The sequence below is a fragment of the Vibrio sp. Isolate30 genome, from assembly GCF_022397975.1.
Taxonomy (GTDB): domain Bacteria; phylum Pseudomonadota; class Gammaproteobacteria; order Enterobacterales; family Vibrionaceae; genus Vibrio; species Vibrio fortis.
The window spans coordinates 37,286-50,752 of sequence record NZ_JAKEUS010000013.1; the positions used below are offsets into that span (position 1 = coordinate 37,286).

Genomic DNA, 13,467 nt, shown 5'->3' on the forward strand with positions numbered 1-13,467 from the left:
TTCTACGTGGATTGCACAATATATTTAAACGACCGAAAATATAGATTTTGCGATATTGGTGAAGGGAGATGCACTCTAGTGCTGAGTTACGCAGAAGGTATAGAGTCATTGTATGAGCACTTTAGCCACCAGTTTCTCGAGCTAGAAAGAATGATAGTCATCGACATATCAACATGTTGGAATCATGAATTTGACGCGCTACATGAAAAAGAACGTTGCGAACTGATAGGAGATACTCACTTATTAGCTAGCATCTATTGGCTGGATGATTTTCAAATTAAAACAGATAAGGGGCTAAAAATATATCAGAGGGTTTCTTCGTTCTCTTCATGTATTGATTAGATTAGGTATTGATAGGGAAAATGTCATTAATGACGGGTTGCATTCTGGTTCATTAAATAGCTTATTTTCATTGAGTTTAGGGGGCATAGCGCAGACTGTTATAACTCATTAAAAGCGGGAACCAAATCTAAAGAAACATTTGAACGCGCTCTAGTTCTTGTAAGGCAACTTTGTCAGCGGCTATTTCAACGGCTGCTGACTCCAACGTATGCCATTCAACATTGTCTGCCTCATAAGGCTTTATCTTTCCGCTCCAACCACTGACGATAAAATAGTGAATGAGTTGCAGCTCTTCGGTAGGGTGGTAAAGAGAGCACAAGAACTTGTATTCAGTGGGCGTTACATCAAGTTCTTCTTGCACCTCTCGAACTAAAGCTTGAATGCGAGTCTCTCCGTCTTCTACGTGACCACCAGGTATAGTAACCAAGCCAGGATCCGTTTCTTTCTCTTCGCTACGTCTTTCCAACAGTACTTTTGCCTCATCTAGCATAATGAAAGAGACACATTCATGAGTTTTCAAAGTAATGATTCCTTTTGAGTGTTGGTGCGATGTAAGGCTGTGGCGACTAGTCGTTCCATCCATACGAAAAACATCAAACGATAGTGTTCACGTCATCATCGGATGCGAACTTACCAAAATTGCCACCATTTTTTCTTTTCACTCTCGATTCCACTGGAGCCATCAGGATATGTAATAACCCCATTTTGTGGGTCAAAGGTTGGAAGTTGATGTTTAGTTGCGATCTCTTGAACGAGCTTGTGAGCATAGTCTGATTTCGGCCAAACTGTGCTAATAATTAAATGCCCATCAGATTTGTCGATATCACAACTCCAAGGGCAAAAATCTAAGTCATCAATTTTATCATCGGGAACATCATCAATCTCAGGGTGCTTAGCCGTTAAGTCATGATAAATACGGTTGATCGCGTCACTCGGTGCTATACGTGAATAGTTGCCTTCGTTTAGCTCTGCGTATATATCTGTTGCTTCTGCGTTGGTGATTTTTTTGTCTAGGCTTAAAACAGCGATATCAAAACTCATCATTATTCCTGTTTGTACTATGAAACTCTTCAAATCTTTTTAGGCTGGTTGTATATGGTGACCGTCCTGAACTTTGAGCCGTCCTCTTAGCTGATACTTCGACACAATTTCGTTCCGATTTATGAGGGTAGCTTCTTAACCATTGGTTATTACATCACGGGCATCATACTAATGATTTTTAATAACCAACAAAGACTTACAGACATAAATGAGATGTTGAGGTTAAGAATGATAACTTAGGGGGATGCGTCTAACTTAAACAATGAGTAAATGAACTCATTTTTACATTGAAGGGACTTGTTATTGGCTCAACTAGTGTGAGCCTTGTTTTTCAGTCATATTACTTCTTATGGCCATCGAATGGATTGGAAAGTTGGCTGAGTAGACAGAGTTTCAAGGTCAATAACACTCAGTACTTCAGTGAAGGGCGAGCGCTGCATAAACTCGACAATATTATCGCTCTTAATGTCGCTGAAAATAGTGTTATGGCGAAATTGCACGTAATCCAGTGCGATATGAAGGTATAGGTTGGCAAGGGTTGGTAGTAGATAAGAGTCGATACATGCGGGACTCAATTGCTCGTTTAGCTTCACCAGCGCTAAAGACATGCCTTTCTGGCCACGAGCAATCAACTCGTTCGACTCTTCGGTATAACGCTTTAACGCTGCACTTCTAAACGCGATTTCCATCAGTGTCTTTGAAAAACCCAACTGGCTAACCTGATCAATGCTTTGATAGTCGATAGGTATTAGCTCTTGTGAACGGCTCACTTCGATTAGGTGTTGGCAAATACATAGGCTTTCAGATAGTGCGATACCTTCGTCGGTTACAAGCGTTGGGATTAGACAAAACGGGTTCACGTCCACTAATTCATTAGGTGATGCCCATGGGTCGACCCATTCGAAAGATAGAGAGGTGTTTTGCGTTAGAAGCGCTGTTGCGACCACTGCGCGTGAAAAGGGGGAGGTGTCATTGAGATACAGTTTCATAATTTGTCCTTTAATTTCGATTCGAAGCTGGGGATGGCGACGCAACTTGAGTTTGAGTCGAGCTGAATGAGACACAAAGTGCGGCCATTATCAAAGCGGCAGTCGATACCAGAAACAACTGAGAGTAGGTTGCACCTTGGCTCAATAGATAGGCCATTAAAAAGCCCACAATGCCTTGTGAAAGGGCAAAGGATATGGTCATTAACCCCCAAGCTTTAGTGTGGAGTTCATAGCCAACGCACTCGAGGGTATAGGTTGAAACTAGCATCACAGTCACCGGTGTGAACATACCGACCAAGATGGAAGATATGAATAAGGCACTAGGGTGAATGCTCATTAGTGGCAGCCCTACGCCAATCGCTTTAAATAAGAATGCAATACACAAGGTGAGTTTTATGCCCTGCTTTTCAGCGACTATACCAATTAATATTGGGCCAATGGCGGCACCAACCCCAAAGGCAGCCCAGAAAAAGCCACCCGCGCTAAAAGACATGCCAATGTCTCTTACGATGTAATCTACCCAAAATAAGGTGTGAGGTAGATATCCAATGGCATCAAAGGTGTAAGCGATGAAAATTAGCATCACACAGTGGCGCTGTGAAACAGAGAGTTGAGAAAAAGGTGCTTTGATGTAACTAGCACTAGAAGAAGGGGATGTACTTTCCCATGCGCGCCAAGTTAATAGTGTTGCCAATAGCGTAATGACGCCCATTCCAATCCATGTTGAGATGACGCTGGTACTGATCAGTAAAGGTATTAAGGTTCCTGAGAGCATGGCTCCGATCCCTAGACCAGAAAATACCACACTACTTATTCTACTCTTAGATTGAGGAGAGACGCTCCTTAGAACCATTGGGGGCGCTAAAATCATTAACAGTGCCCCCATAGTGCCCGCGAGTGTCCGCCATAGGTAAAACCAAATAAGAGGCGCCTGTTCGAACGCGCAAGCGAAGTAGCTGAACGTGCTAATGACCATAGCAGTACGGACAAGGTGACCGGGACTCAAAAATCGTAATAAGAAGCTCGCTAAAGGTGCACCTAATAGGTAGCCGACAAGAGTAGACACGCCCAAATAAGCAGCTTGGTCTTGATTAAACCATCCATGCTGAATTAGCGCAGGCATCAAAGCAATATAGGCAAATCGACCAATTCCGACACCTACCAAGGTTGCGGCGAGCCCTGCCAAGCTGTTTCGGTTTATAAAAGGGGTATTGTTTGTCATCCTTGCTCGACACATCGTTGTATGGGATTTGATTGTGACAGCAACCGTAACACAGTTCATTTGGGCTTTAGTGGCAGTGAGTGGCTTGTTGTATTTCGTTTTTCAGCAACGATTGTTTGATTATGCAATTGAATGGGCTGTTGCATTAGGGAAGGCGTGCAAGTTTATGTTTAAATTGGGGGTTGGAGAGTGGACCTTGGGTTTAGACTAAAGTCTAATAAGCGAGTGTGAGGCACAGAGAACAGCATAAGTTATCGGGTACTACACATTCTTTGCGATCTAAGATTACATAATATCAAGCACCACTCATGGTGTGTTAACATCACCGCCTCACAGCTCATGGAGTCTTGACATGCAACTTATTCCTTTATTAAAACAGCCTCGTATTCACTGACTAATTCGTTGTTTGAATTTTCGAATTTTTTATATCAACACGAATTAAAGGTGAAAAGATGGATAAGAAGCATTGGTCGAAAATGCAGTATCTGCATGAGGTAAATACCAACCCCAATATATCGATCAAAGGCACGCATAGTTATTACAGTGATTGCTGGGATAACGGTTTTGAATCATCCGTTGTGCGTTACTTGCATGGTGATGAAATCAGCCGCGAGTGGGAACCTCGTTGGGAGATCGACAAACTATACATTGGCGATTACGTTTGTATTGGCGCTGAAGTCGTGATCTTGATGGGAGGGAACCATACACACCGCGTTGACTGGTTCAGTCTATACCCGTTTATGGACTATATCGAAGAAGCCTATATTGGTAAGGGTGATACACACATAGGTGACGGCGCATGGTTAGGAATGCGAGCGATGATCATGCCTGGTGTGTCGATCGGTGAAGGTGCGGTTGTCGCTGCCAATAGCGTTGTGACGAAAGATGTCGCACCATACAGCATTGTTGCAGGGTCTCCGGCTAAACACATCAAATATCGATTTGCCCAACCCATCGTAGAAGAGCTTTTGGCTTTGAACATCTACGATTGGCCTGAAGACAAGTTCAATGCGTTAAAAAGATACCTGTGCGCTGATGACATTCATCAATTAAAACAAGCTGCGCAGAAGTTTGACGAAAGCAACTAACGACCAAGAGCAGTACCTTTGATGGGTACTGCTCTTTGACCATTCTGAGTTTAGAAAACCCCATTTGAGTTTGCGATATCTCCACCACTGATAAGTGAATACAGTCTCATCGAAAACTCCAGCGCTTGGATTGAATCCCAATGCTCAACAATTCTTCCATCTTCCAAACGCCATGTATCAATAATGTTCATCCCTTTTTCATCGTTGCCGCGATCTTCTGCATATAACGTCGCATGAGAATGAAAAATAACGTAATCACCATCAACGTAGATGTGTTTCACATCGTAGGTGTAGTCTGGGTATTCCTCAACGAACTCTTGCAAAAAGCCGACAAGGCCTGTGATTTTGTCAGGTAGGTTTCGATTATGTTGAGTGTATGAGCTGTCGTTGTAGTGAGTCAAAACGTAGTTAAAATCATGGTTGTTCATCAAGTTTTGAACGAAGTCGGTAATGATCGTCGCGTTATTAAGCTCTTGCTCAGACCAGTTTGATTTTTGTAATGAAGGTAAGTCGATGATGATTTTATCTGAAGCTTGCGCGTAAGCAGCCGTGCTTGCCAGTAAAAGGATAAATGAGGTCAGTGCTTTAAACATGGTTCACTCCGTTGTTTTTCCTGCTTAGGTATACATTGATAACCATAGTAATTAATAGTAACCTGCTGTACAAGAACGCACCAAAACATGCCCTAGGCACATTTTGGTAACCTATATAGATAAATTCACCTTGAGAGCGTGAGGTAAACGATGGCAAAGACAAAACCAGATAGACGTGTATTTCACAATAATGAAGACTGCCCAATTCGAAATGTCGTTGCGCATATCGGTGACAAATGGTCATTACTGATTTTGTTTGCGCTGGTGGATGGAGAAGACCGATTCAACTCTTTGAAATCGAGAATTGAAGGTATTTCACAGAGAATGCTCACACAAACACTCAGAGATTTAGAGCGAGATGGGTATGTGAATCGTACAGTCTACCCAGAAGTACCCGTTAAAGTTGAGTATTGCTTGACGGAAATGGGAAGAGAGATTGTTAAGCCACTGTACCAATTGGTCTCTTGGGCCGGTGATCATCAGAAAAGCATAGAAAAAGCCCGCATGGAATATGATGCTAAAAACTGATGTTTGATGACGGTTAGATGTTAGAGTCGAAAAAGGCCACGAGATAAGTGGCCTTTAAAAGTTTATACGCGTGATAAATCATAACCAGCAGCAAGGAGAAGTCCTCGCTCATGTTTTATCAGTTGAGCTCGGTCTTCGATCAGCTCATGTAGGGCTTGCTGGGGTTTTGATGCGATTGATTTGAATTCTTCAAAAGAGAGCGCAGATTCAATCGCTTTAAACATTTCGCTGATAACATTTCGAGCTTCACACGGGCTTGATTCTGTTTTGAAATATTCTACGCCTTTAGCCGCTTCTCGCATTTCAACAAGCAGTTCTGCTGGGCTTGTTTCCTTCGCTACCGCTAGGTAGTTATCGAGCACTCGCTTAGCGAAAAGGAGCTCAGTTAATGGAATGTCACGACCACTTTCGATCAGTGCTTGGTCTAAAATTTGGTTTGAGCTCATCGTCTATCCTTGTTCATTTTTTACAACGTTAAAAGCAGTCTAAAGTATCAAGCTGCCAAAAGAAATAACTTAATGATTACTCAATCGCTTTCTCTAAACTTGGAGTTTTAGGAGTCGTGTGTGTTACGCATTATTTGAGCTTAGGTAAAGGCTAGATTCGTTAGAATACTGTGGTGAGTGGCACCCTGCGAACTGTCTATATTATAAAACTACGCGCAATGCAGCTTTCTTAGTAATGTTTGAGTGACACGCCTGTAACAAAATGTTACAAAGCAGCAAAAATACTTATGGATTATAAGTAGTTATTGAACGATTGCTGCCCTGAGACACAAAATGACGATAAAAACTAAACTATTTGGCTTAACTGGCCTTTCTATTCTCGCCTTGATTGCCATTGTTACCATTACTGAGTTAGCTAATCTGAAACTGCTAAAGTTGGAACAAACCTTAATTGAAGTGAAAGAGATGGAAGTGTCTCTTTTACAGATGGATCGTATTCAACGAGATCTATCCGATTCATTTGCCACCTCTAAGTTAGATTCATTCAAAAATGAGTATTCAGACTTCCAGATGCTGTCTGGATTACTGACTAATGACCTAAATGAGTTAGGTATTCGTGTCCCTGAGCTCTCTTCATTGCGTCAAAAGATTACGCTTTATCGTAAAGATGTTGAGGCTACGGTGGTTAATCGTGACGCGGAATCAAACGTTGTCGCAGGGATGCGCGCAGAGATGAAAACCTTAATTTCCGAAATCTTCACGGTTTTCCATGGTATCGAGTCCACGTTGAATACAGAGTTAACTCAAGAGCAAAATAGCATTGAGCGCTTTATCACGATATCGGTTCTGTTGGTCACAGGCTTGCTCATTTTTGGTTCTTACATCTTGATTCAGAATATTCAGGGGAATATTCGCCAGCTAAGCCAAATGATGCTGACTATAGCGAATACCCATGACCTAACTTTGAAAGCTAACACTGATCGGAACGATGAGATCTCAGAAATGGCGGGTCAGTTAAACATTCTTCTAGAGAGCGTACAGGGGCTTATTTCTCGAGTGCAAGGCAGCGTTTGTGAACTTGGCGCTGCATCGACGCAATTGCAACAGAGCAGTGTCGATACAGAGAAGGCTTTGAATCGCCAACAACTAGAAACCGACGGCGTTGCTGCCGCTGTTACCGAGATGGGTGAGTCGATTAAAGAGGTAGCCAGTACAACAGAAAGTGCGGCAGATAATACACAGCGAAGCTACGACAATGCTCAATTAGGTTTTAATGAAATTGTCGAAACACGCGATACGATCACCGAACTTTCTAGTGACTTGTCGAGCGCGAGTGATGAGGTGAATCATTTAGTAGAACTGTCTCATCGAATTAGCTCGGTATTGAACGTCATCGGAGAGATCGCGGAACAAACAAATTTGCTTGCATTAAACGCCGCGATTGAAGCCGCGAGGGCAGGAGAGCAAGGTCGTGGTTTTGCAGTTGTCGCCGATGAAGTGAGATCATTAGCGGGGAAAACTCAGCGTTCGACGGCAGAGATTTCTGAGATCATTACCGCCGTGCAACAACAAACTCAAACCGTGGTATCGACAATTCAATCTTGTAGCCATAAAGGTGCTGACAGTGTTCACTTATCCGAGCAAGCGCTGAGCCATATTAAAGCGATTATGGAAGAAATGAAGCACATATTGGATAGCAGCACACAGATCGCGTTGGCAGTTGAGCAGCAGAGCAGTGTCTCTGAAGAGATCGCACGTAACGTGAACACGATTCGAGATTTAACTTGTGTCAATGTTGGTGCGGTTTCAGAAAATGCGCAGTCCGCGACAGTAGTTGCGAGTCAAGCGGGCGATCTGACTTTGGCCATTGATAAGTTTAAGGTTTGATCGTGGCCAGTGGTAACACTAAGGAGTGGTTGACATAGAATGACAATGTAAGGCGGGTTGTAAGAGATTGTATGGGAATGTCTTTTAGTCATCGTCGTCACTTATGGCCCCGCTCTTTTTACGTACATTGATACCTCGTTGAGCGTAATGAGGTTTATCATGAAAATTTTATCCATAGCCGCTGTGATCACGGCGGCTTTGCTTTCCGGTTGTAATAGTTCTAATCAAGGCAGTTCAACGGGGATATCTACTACGGCAACGCTCGCCACTGTGCATGGCGTTACGATTGAATCTGTACCTTCAAAATTCTCAAATTATTCTAGAGCGGGTTACGACCGATATGTGGCAGTGAAAGCGCCTAATGGTAAATCGATTCATATTTTGATTATGGATCGATTGAGCGTTCATCAGATCGTCAAAGCGGTCAATGTCTTGAATCATTATTTAACCCCAGTGGAAGGGACCAAATATGGCGATAAGGATTCTAAACGCGACATAGCCAATGCAATGGCGAATAACGGGGCGATATTGAAGTTGATGAACTACCACGATGAGCCTCAATATAATGATGACTTAGATGGACAGCCTCTGTTTGAAGAGGAAATTCAGGTGGAAGGTGGCGATTGGTACGTTCGACAAGACTATGAAGAACATCGCGATGCTTCCTATGAAGAGATATTACACTTGGTTCATGATTATGGCATTGGAGTTCTCAACTCTCCAGAGGGTGGGCGTACGGCTTTGCCTGAGTTCCAAAAAGAATTCAATACGATACAGAAGCAAGCTCTGAACAGTGCTTACACACCGCCTGCAGATATTCTTACTGAGTGGCAAGAAGAGGTAAGCGTAGATCAGGAGTATTTTGCTGCGGTCATCGACAGTTATTATGGACTTTGGGGAGCCTATACCGGAAAAGGCATGTGGGGTATGTACAGCGTTAAAAATCGTGGAGACTTCTCATCAGAGGATCCTAACGCTCAATACATCACGGAACAGATTTTCTCTCCAACCTTGAGCTATGACGCCTATATTTCGGATACGTTCAATGGCACTTTTAAAATGAAGTATGACCCGATGACACCGTATACCCACCATTCTCAATATCTCACTAAGGTCATTTTGACAGGGAGTAAAGATGCAAACGTTGAGCTAAATGGTCATGATAATCAGGTAACAGGTAATCAAGGCAAAAATACGGTCATCGTTCATGGTCTTCGCAGTGAATATCACCTCCATGACTCTGGGGAAGAAATAGTGCAGTTGAATGATATGCTCACAGGGCGTGATGGCGACAACGTATTATTAAATATCGAGAAGGTTCAGTTTACGGATCAATTGTGGGTTCGCTGATATGAAAAGCGAGCGCTAATAGGCCCAGTAAGTCAGTAACCAAGTTATCAAATAGCCAACGCGTAATAACGTTGGCTGTTTCAAGATTGCGATGAATTACAGAGGTATTTATTGAACGGTGATTGCGTGGTTTTTTAGTGCCGCGTCGCGAACCTCTTCTGGCAGATCATCGTTGATGTCTAACCAAGTATTTGTTGAGGTGTCGTAAATGGACGGTTTGCCTGTAATTGGGTTGGTCCCGGTCCAAAACTCAATACCATTCAATATGAAAAAATCCGCGCCGGTTGCTAGAACATAAATTGGTGACATCAAGATGGTAAGTCCTGCTCTTGCATATCTATCGATTGTTCCAACGCTCTAAATGTTTGACTGGGATGGAAATTCGGCATCGCAAGAGTCAGATTTATCCTATAGTTTTCATATCACGCTTTGAAAATTACATGGAAGTCATTTAGATATGGCCAAGCTATCTTCGGTGAGCCCCAAAGTTCTTCTAGCTCTGTTCATTTTGTTGACGTCGTTGACCTACGGCGCCATCTCAATATACGTGCTCACAAATCACAGCCAATCAACGGTTAAAAAGCTGCAAAGCGGGAACAGTAGCTTTGAGCTTGAATCCGCCAAAATTTTTATGGAGAAGTACCTCGAAGTCGCAGAGGATCGCATCATCTTGGCGTCTCAGTATCAAGGTGTGATTGATGCTGCTTCCAGTTCAAATATAGAGCGCCTTGCCTTTCAGTTAGAGCGCTTCAAAGGTCAAAACCAATCGATGCAATTTGCTGTACGGGACCGTACTGGGCAGATCTTATTTGAGGATACATTTCGTCACCCTGCAGCCAAACAAGAGCGCGTTATTTTCAATGCACTTGCCAACAAAGAAGTGAATGAGCGTATTTTATATCTGCTGCACGATGATACGAATCATATCTGTATCAAGCTATTTATGCCTTTGTATCAATCCGGCGACTTCACAGGTGTTCTATACGGTGAGACTGCTGTTGATTACGATGACTTTTTTGGTTCATTTGTGACGAGTAGAGAGCGGTGGTATGAACTCAGCCAAACAGTTCCTCCGGTTACAGAACTCTTAGAAACGGGCGGTGAACTCGCACGTGATGGCCATTCACACACCAACGTAAAACACAATAGTGAAGATTGGTTGTTGACACAAACCGCATTAACTCGAGGAGATTTGGTTCTCACTCAAGGTATTAGTCGTTCGTTTCTCGATGAACAACTGTCTACTCTGCAGAAAGAGTTATTTAATGGACTCTTGATTGTTTTGGCAATCAGTTCAGTTTTGGTTGTTTTGATGGGGAAGAAGCTGTTTGTGAACCCTCACAGTGAGTTAGACGGGTCGAAGAAGCAACTTGAAGAATCGAACAAACTGTTAGCAGAGAAAGAGCGTGAAAGTCACCTTCTTGCAACTGTAGTAAAAACGGCTAGAGATGCGGTCGTGATTACCGACCAAGAAGGGCGTATTGAGTGGGTTAACAGTGCTTTTGAGACGATGACAGGGTACCGACTTGATGCAGTCAAAGGGTTAACTCCAGGCTCTTTTTTGCAAGGAGAGGATACTTGCCGTGAAATGGCGAGCAATATCGGTTCTGCAATAAAGCAGGGTAACCAAGTCAAAGCAGAGATCTTGAATTACACCATAGATAAAACACCCTATTGGGTTGATATCGATATCGTTCCTTTACGAAATGGGGAAGGGGAAGTCGAACGCTTTATCGCTATCGAGCGTGATGTTACAGAGTTTAAAAAACTTGGATTGGAGCTCGAAGACCAAGCCCATAAAGCACGCCAAGCTAATGATGCGAAGTCACTATTTCTGGCAACAATGAGCCATGAGATCAGAACACCGATGAATGGGTTATTGGGTATTTTGCAGATGCTCGTCGACGATTTAGAAAGAGATGAGCAGAGAGATGTCCTTAAGTTAGCTCTTGGGTCTGGTGAGCATCTCATTGCTATTCTTAACGATATTCTCGACCTGGCTAAAATTGAGAACGACTCGTTAGAGATCGATCCTCATCCCTTTAAAATGTCAGAGATAGCCAGCCCAGTCTTGAATACTTATCAGACGTTATGCTCAGAAAAAGGCATTGAGTTTAGTTTGAACGACCAGTGTGATGCTAACTTTGCTTACAAAGGTGATTCAGTGCGAATCAGACAGGTTCTGCTTAACTTGGTTGGTAACGCATTGAAGTTCACTGAAAGTGGCAAGATCAACGTCAGTATAAAACCACTAGGGCAATCAAAAGTTCAATTCTCCGTGGAGGATTCGGGGATAGGAATTCCACAAGAAAGGCTTGGTTCAATCTTTGATGAGTTTGAGCAAGCAGATGTCTCTACGACAAGAAATTATGGTGGTACTGGGCTTGGGTTAGCCATTTGCCACAAGCTTGTCACTCTTATGAATGGCCAGCTTAATGTGGAAAGTCAGCTATCAAAGGGAAGTCGCTTTAGTTTTGTTATTAAATTGCCAAAAATTGTTCACGAAGAAGATAAAAGCTCAATACCTCAAGAAATAGATCTCTCATCATTTAAGGTGCTGGTGACAGACGACAACAAAATGAACCGTATTATCGCCAGTGGTTTTCTAGATAAGTTAAACATTGAGTGTGCAACCTGTGCAGATGGGTACGAGGCTTTAGCTATGGTCGAGACTGGGCGCTTTAACCTTCTGATTATTGACAATCATATGCCGAAAATGAATGGGGTGGAGACAGTTAAGAAAATACGTGAAGCAGGCCATGACGATATCCTGATCTTTGGGTGGACCGCCGACATTATGCAAACATCAACCGAAGCTTTTTTAGAGGTAGGCGCGAATGAAGTATTGGCCAAGCCTTTAATAAAATCGGACTTGATAGAAGCGCTTGCTCGCTATCGTGATCGTATCAATGAAATAGAGACGGCTAGCTAACGGCTTGAATACATAGTTCGATGATGTTTTTTAAACACTGTAATAGTTTGATTCGATCACAAATTGCGCGTTTATCGATAGTTATTATGAAAAACAATATATTAGCTAACGAGTATTCATCATGTTTCCAACTCCCAATCAAGTTTTGTTGAGCCTAACCTGCGCGAGTTTTGCTTTAGGCGCTGTCGCTGCTGATCACGGTCAGTCAATTAAAATTCCTATGAAAGATAAGGGCTGGTTATGGGACAGCGATATTGTTCTAGAAGCCACTCTTTATAAGCCGCAAGGAGAAGGTCCCTTCCCTGTCGTTATTTTTAATCACGGTTCGACAGGAGGTGATAAAGAGTACGCGAAGCAAACGGTCAATCCGTGGGGCTTTGGCAAGTACTTAAACGACAAGAACATTGCGCTCATAATCCCGATGAGAAGAGGTCGAGGTGGTTCAGAGGGGAGCTATAAAGAGCAATACACGTGCGAGGATAAAGGGATTCGTGAAGGCATAGAGTATGCAGCGGAGTCTCTGGATGCATCGTATCAGTTCATCTTAGATCAACCGTGGGTCGACAAAGAGAAAGTTATGTTAGCAGGTAACTCAAGAGGCGGGATCCTGTCGTTGAAGTTTGCTTCAAAACATCCAGGTGCATTCACTGGGGTGATGAACTTTGCTGGAGGTTGGGTTGATGATTCCTGTGTTGCTGGCGGTGTATCACCAAACGTACCTATATTCGAGAATGCGGCACGTAAGCTCAGCATACCGACTTTATTTATCTACGGACGAAACGATTCATTTTATTCCGATGAGTCGATAAAGAGTTACGCAATGTCTTATGAGAACGCGGGTGGAAATATGGATTTTGAGCTATATCAGCTCGGCTCTGGAGCTTCGGGACATGATGTTTTCTACAGGTACTATCACTTATGGTCGGGTGTAGCTGATCAATATCTAATTGAAACAAAAATGGATGTGACGCGGTAACTTGTTGACTAGCTATCTAACCCTGCATAGTAAAACGTGCAGGGTTAGCGATTAATTAATGATGGTTTTTTTC

At 43.0% G+C, this 13,467-nt stretch carries 13 protein-coding genes; 6 read left to right on the forward strand and 7 right to left on the reverse strand.

The annotated features are described in order from the left end of the window. Window positions 1-469 precede the first annotated feature (469 nt). The 4 genes from L1D60_RS21175 to L1D60_RS21190 form a co-directional block, all read right to left on the reverse strand. Window positions 470-862 (reverse strand): NUDIX domain-containing protein, encoded by a 393-nt coding sequence (locus tag L1D60_RS21175; RefSeq protein ID WP_239842842.1) that lies wholly within the window; start codon window positions 860-862, stop codon window positions 470-472. A 110-nt stretch (window positions 863-972) separates the two neighbouring features. Further along, window positions 973-1,383 carry a hypothetical protein gene (locus L1D60_RS21180; protein WP_239842843.1) on the reverse strand — a complete coding sequence of 137 codons (411 nt, stop codon included), beginning with the start codon at window positions 1,381-1,383 and terminating at the stop codon, window positions 973-975. Window positions 1,384-1,730: 347 nt separating this feature from the next. Further along, window positions 1,731-2,372 (reverse strand): glutathione S-transferase family protein, encoded by a 642-nt coding sequence (locus L1D60_RS21185; protein ID WP_239842844.1) that lies wholly within the window; start codon window positions 2,370-2,372, stop codon window positions 1,731-1,733. 10 nt (window positions 2,373-2,382) lie between these two features. Next, a complete protein-coding gene (locus L1D60_RS21190) occupies window positions 2,383-3,594 on the reverse strand; it encodes a YbfB/YjiJ family MFS transporter (RefSeq protein ID WP_239842845.1) in 1,212 nt (403 codons plus the stop codon). 452 nt (window positions 3,595-4,046) lie between these two features. Here L1D60_RS21190 and L1D60_RS21195 point away from each other — a divergent pair, with 452 nt between their 5' ends. Beyond that, window positions 4,047-4,682, forward strand: coding sequence for a CatB-related O-acetyltransferase (locus tag L1D60_RS21195; protein ID WP_239842846.1), 636 nt, complete (start codon window positions 4,047-4,049; stop codon window positions 4,680-4,682). A gap of 50 nt (window positions 4,683-4,732) precedes the next feature. Here L1D60_RS21195 and L1D60_RS21200 read toward each other — a convergent pair whose 3' ends face one another. Continuing rightward, window positions 4,733-5,275, reverse strand: a complete 543-nt coding sequence (locus tag L1D60_RS21200; RefSeq protein ID WP_239842847.1) for a nuclear transport factor 2 family protein — start codon at window positions 5,273-5,275, stop codon at window positions 4,733-4,735. A gap of 150 nt (window positions 5,276-5,425) precedes the next feature. Between L1D60_RS21200 and L1D60_RS21205 the strand changes: the two genes are divergently transcribed. Beyond that, a complete protein-coding gene (locus L1D60_RS21205; protein WP_239842848.1) occupies window positions 5,426-5,803 on the forward strand; it encodes a helix-turn-helix domain-containing protein in 378 nt (125 codons plus the stop codon). A gap of 62 nt (window positions 5,804-5,865) precedes the next feature. Here the strand turns inward: L1D60_RS21205 and L1D60_RS21210 are convergent, their stop codons facing one another. Beyond that, the gene (locus tag L1D60_RS21210) at window positions 5,866-6,249 is read right to left on the reverse strand and encodes a hypothetical protein (RefSeq protein ID WP_239842849.1); all 384 of its coding nucleotides are present in this window, start codon (window positions 6,247-6,249) and stop codon (window positions 5,866-5,868) included. 333 nt (window positions 6,250-6,582) lie between these two features. On the opposite strand from L1D60_RS21210, the gene L1D60_RS21215 reads away from it, so the two are divergent. Beyond that, window positions 6,583-8,136: a methyl-accepting chemotaxis protein gene (locus L1D60_RS21215; protein WP_239842850.1), complete on the forward strand. Its 1,554-nt coding sequence runs from the start codon at window positions 6,583-6,585 to the stop codon at window positions 8,134-8,136. A gap of 159 nt (window positions 8,137-8,295) precedes the next feature. After that, on the forward strand, window positions 8,296-9,486 hold the full coding sequence (locus L1D60_RS21220) for a hypothetical protein (protein ID WP_239842851.1): 1,191 nt from the start codon (window positions 8,296-8,298) through the stop codon (window positions 9,484-9,486). 108 nt (window positions 9,487-9,594) lie between these two features. On the opposite strand, the gene L1D60_RS21225 is transcribed toward L1D60_RS21220, so the two are convergent. Beyond that, window positions 9,595-9,831: a DUF3332 family protein gene (locus L1D60_RS21225; RefSeq protein WP_345772881.1), complete on the reverse strand. Its 237-nt coding sequence runs from the start codon at window positions 9,829-9,831 to the stop codon at window positions 9,595-9,597. 112 nt (window positions 9,832-9,943) lie between these two features. Between L1D60_RS21225 and L1D60_RS21230 the strand changes: the two genes are divergently transcribed. Together L1D60_RS21230 and L1D60_RS21235 are read left to right on the forward strand one after the other, a co-directional pair. Continuing rightward, on the forward strand, window positions 9,944-12,418 hold the full coding sequence (locus tag L1D60_RS21230; RefSeq protein WP_239842853.1) for a PAS domain-containing hybrid sensor histidine kinase/response regulator: 2,475 nt from the start codon (window positions 9,944-9,946) through the stop codon (window positions 12,416-12,418). A 121-nt stretch (window positions 12,419-12,539) separates the two neighbouring features. Continuing rightward, window positions 12,540-13,394: a dienelactone hydrolase family protein gene (locus L1D60_RS21235; RefSeq protein WP_239842854.1), complete on the forward strand. Its 855-nt coding sequence runs from the start codon at window positions 12,540-12,542 to the stop codon at window positions 13,392-13,394. The last annotated feature ends 73 nt before the right edge of the window (window positions 13,395-13,467 follow it).

What these genes read in the sequence shown, in the direction of transcription:
- L1D60_RS21220 (WP_239842851.1), top strand. Translation starts at nt 8,296, where the DNA reads ATGAAAATTTTATCCATAGCCGCTGTGATCACGGCGGCTTTGCTTTCC.
- L1D60_RS21205 (WP_239842848.1), top strand. Translation starts at nt 5,426, where the DNA reads ATGGCAAAGACAAAACCAGATAGACGTGTATTTCACAATAATGAAGAC.
- L1D60_RS21230 (WP_239842853.1), top strand. Translation starts at nt 9,944, where the DNA reads ATGGCCAAGCTATCTTCGGTGAGCCCCAAAGTTCTTCTAGCTCTGTTC.
- L1D60_RS21195 (WP_239842846.1), top strand. Translation starts at nt 4,047, where the DNA reads ATGGATAAGAAGCATTGGTCGAAAATGCAGTATCTGCATGAGGTAAAT.
- L1D60_RS21235 (WP_239842854.1), top strand. Translation starts at nt 12,540, where the DNA reads ATGTTTCCAACTCCCAATCAAGTTTTGTTGAGCCTAACCTGCGCGAGT.
- L1D60_RS21190 (WP_239842845.1), bottom strand. Translation starts at nt 3,594, where the DNA reads ATGACAAACAATACCCCTTTTATAAACCGAAACAGCTTGGCAGGGCTC.
- L1D60_RS21185 (WP_239842844.1), bottom strand. Translation starts at nt 2,372, where the DNA reads ATGAAACTGTATCTCAATGACACCTCCCCCTTTTCACGCGCAGTGGTC.
- L1D60_RS21200 (WP_239842847.1), bottom strand. Translation starts at nt 5,275, where the DNA reads ATGTTTAAAGCACTGACCTCATTTATCCTTTTACTGGCAAGCACGGCT.
- L1D60_RS21180 (WP_239842843.1), bottom strand. Translation starts at nt 1,383, where the DNA reads ATGAGTTTTGATATCGCTGTTTTAAGCCTAGACAAAAAAATCACCAAC.
- L1D60_RS21210 (WP_239842849.1), bottom strand. Translation starts at nt 6,249, where the DNA reads ATGAGCTCAAACCAAATTTTAGACCAAGCACTGATCGAAAGTGGTCGT.
- L1D60_RS21215 (WP_239842850.1), top strand. Translation starts at nt 6,583, where the DNA reads ATGACGATAAAAACTAAACTATTTGGCTTAACTGGCCTTTCTATTCTC.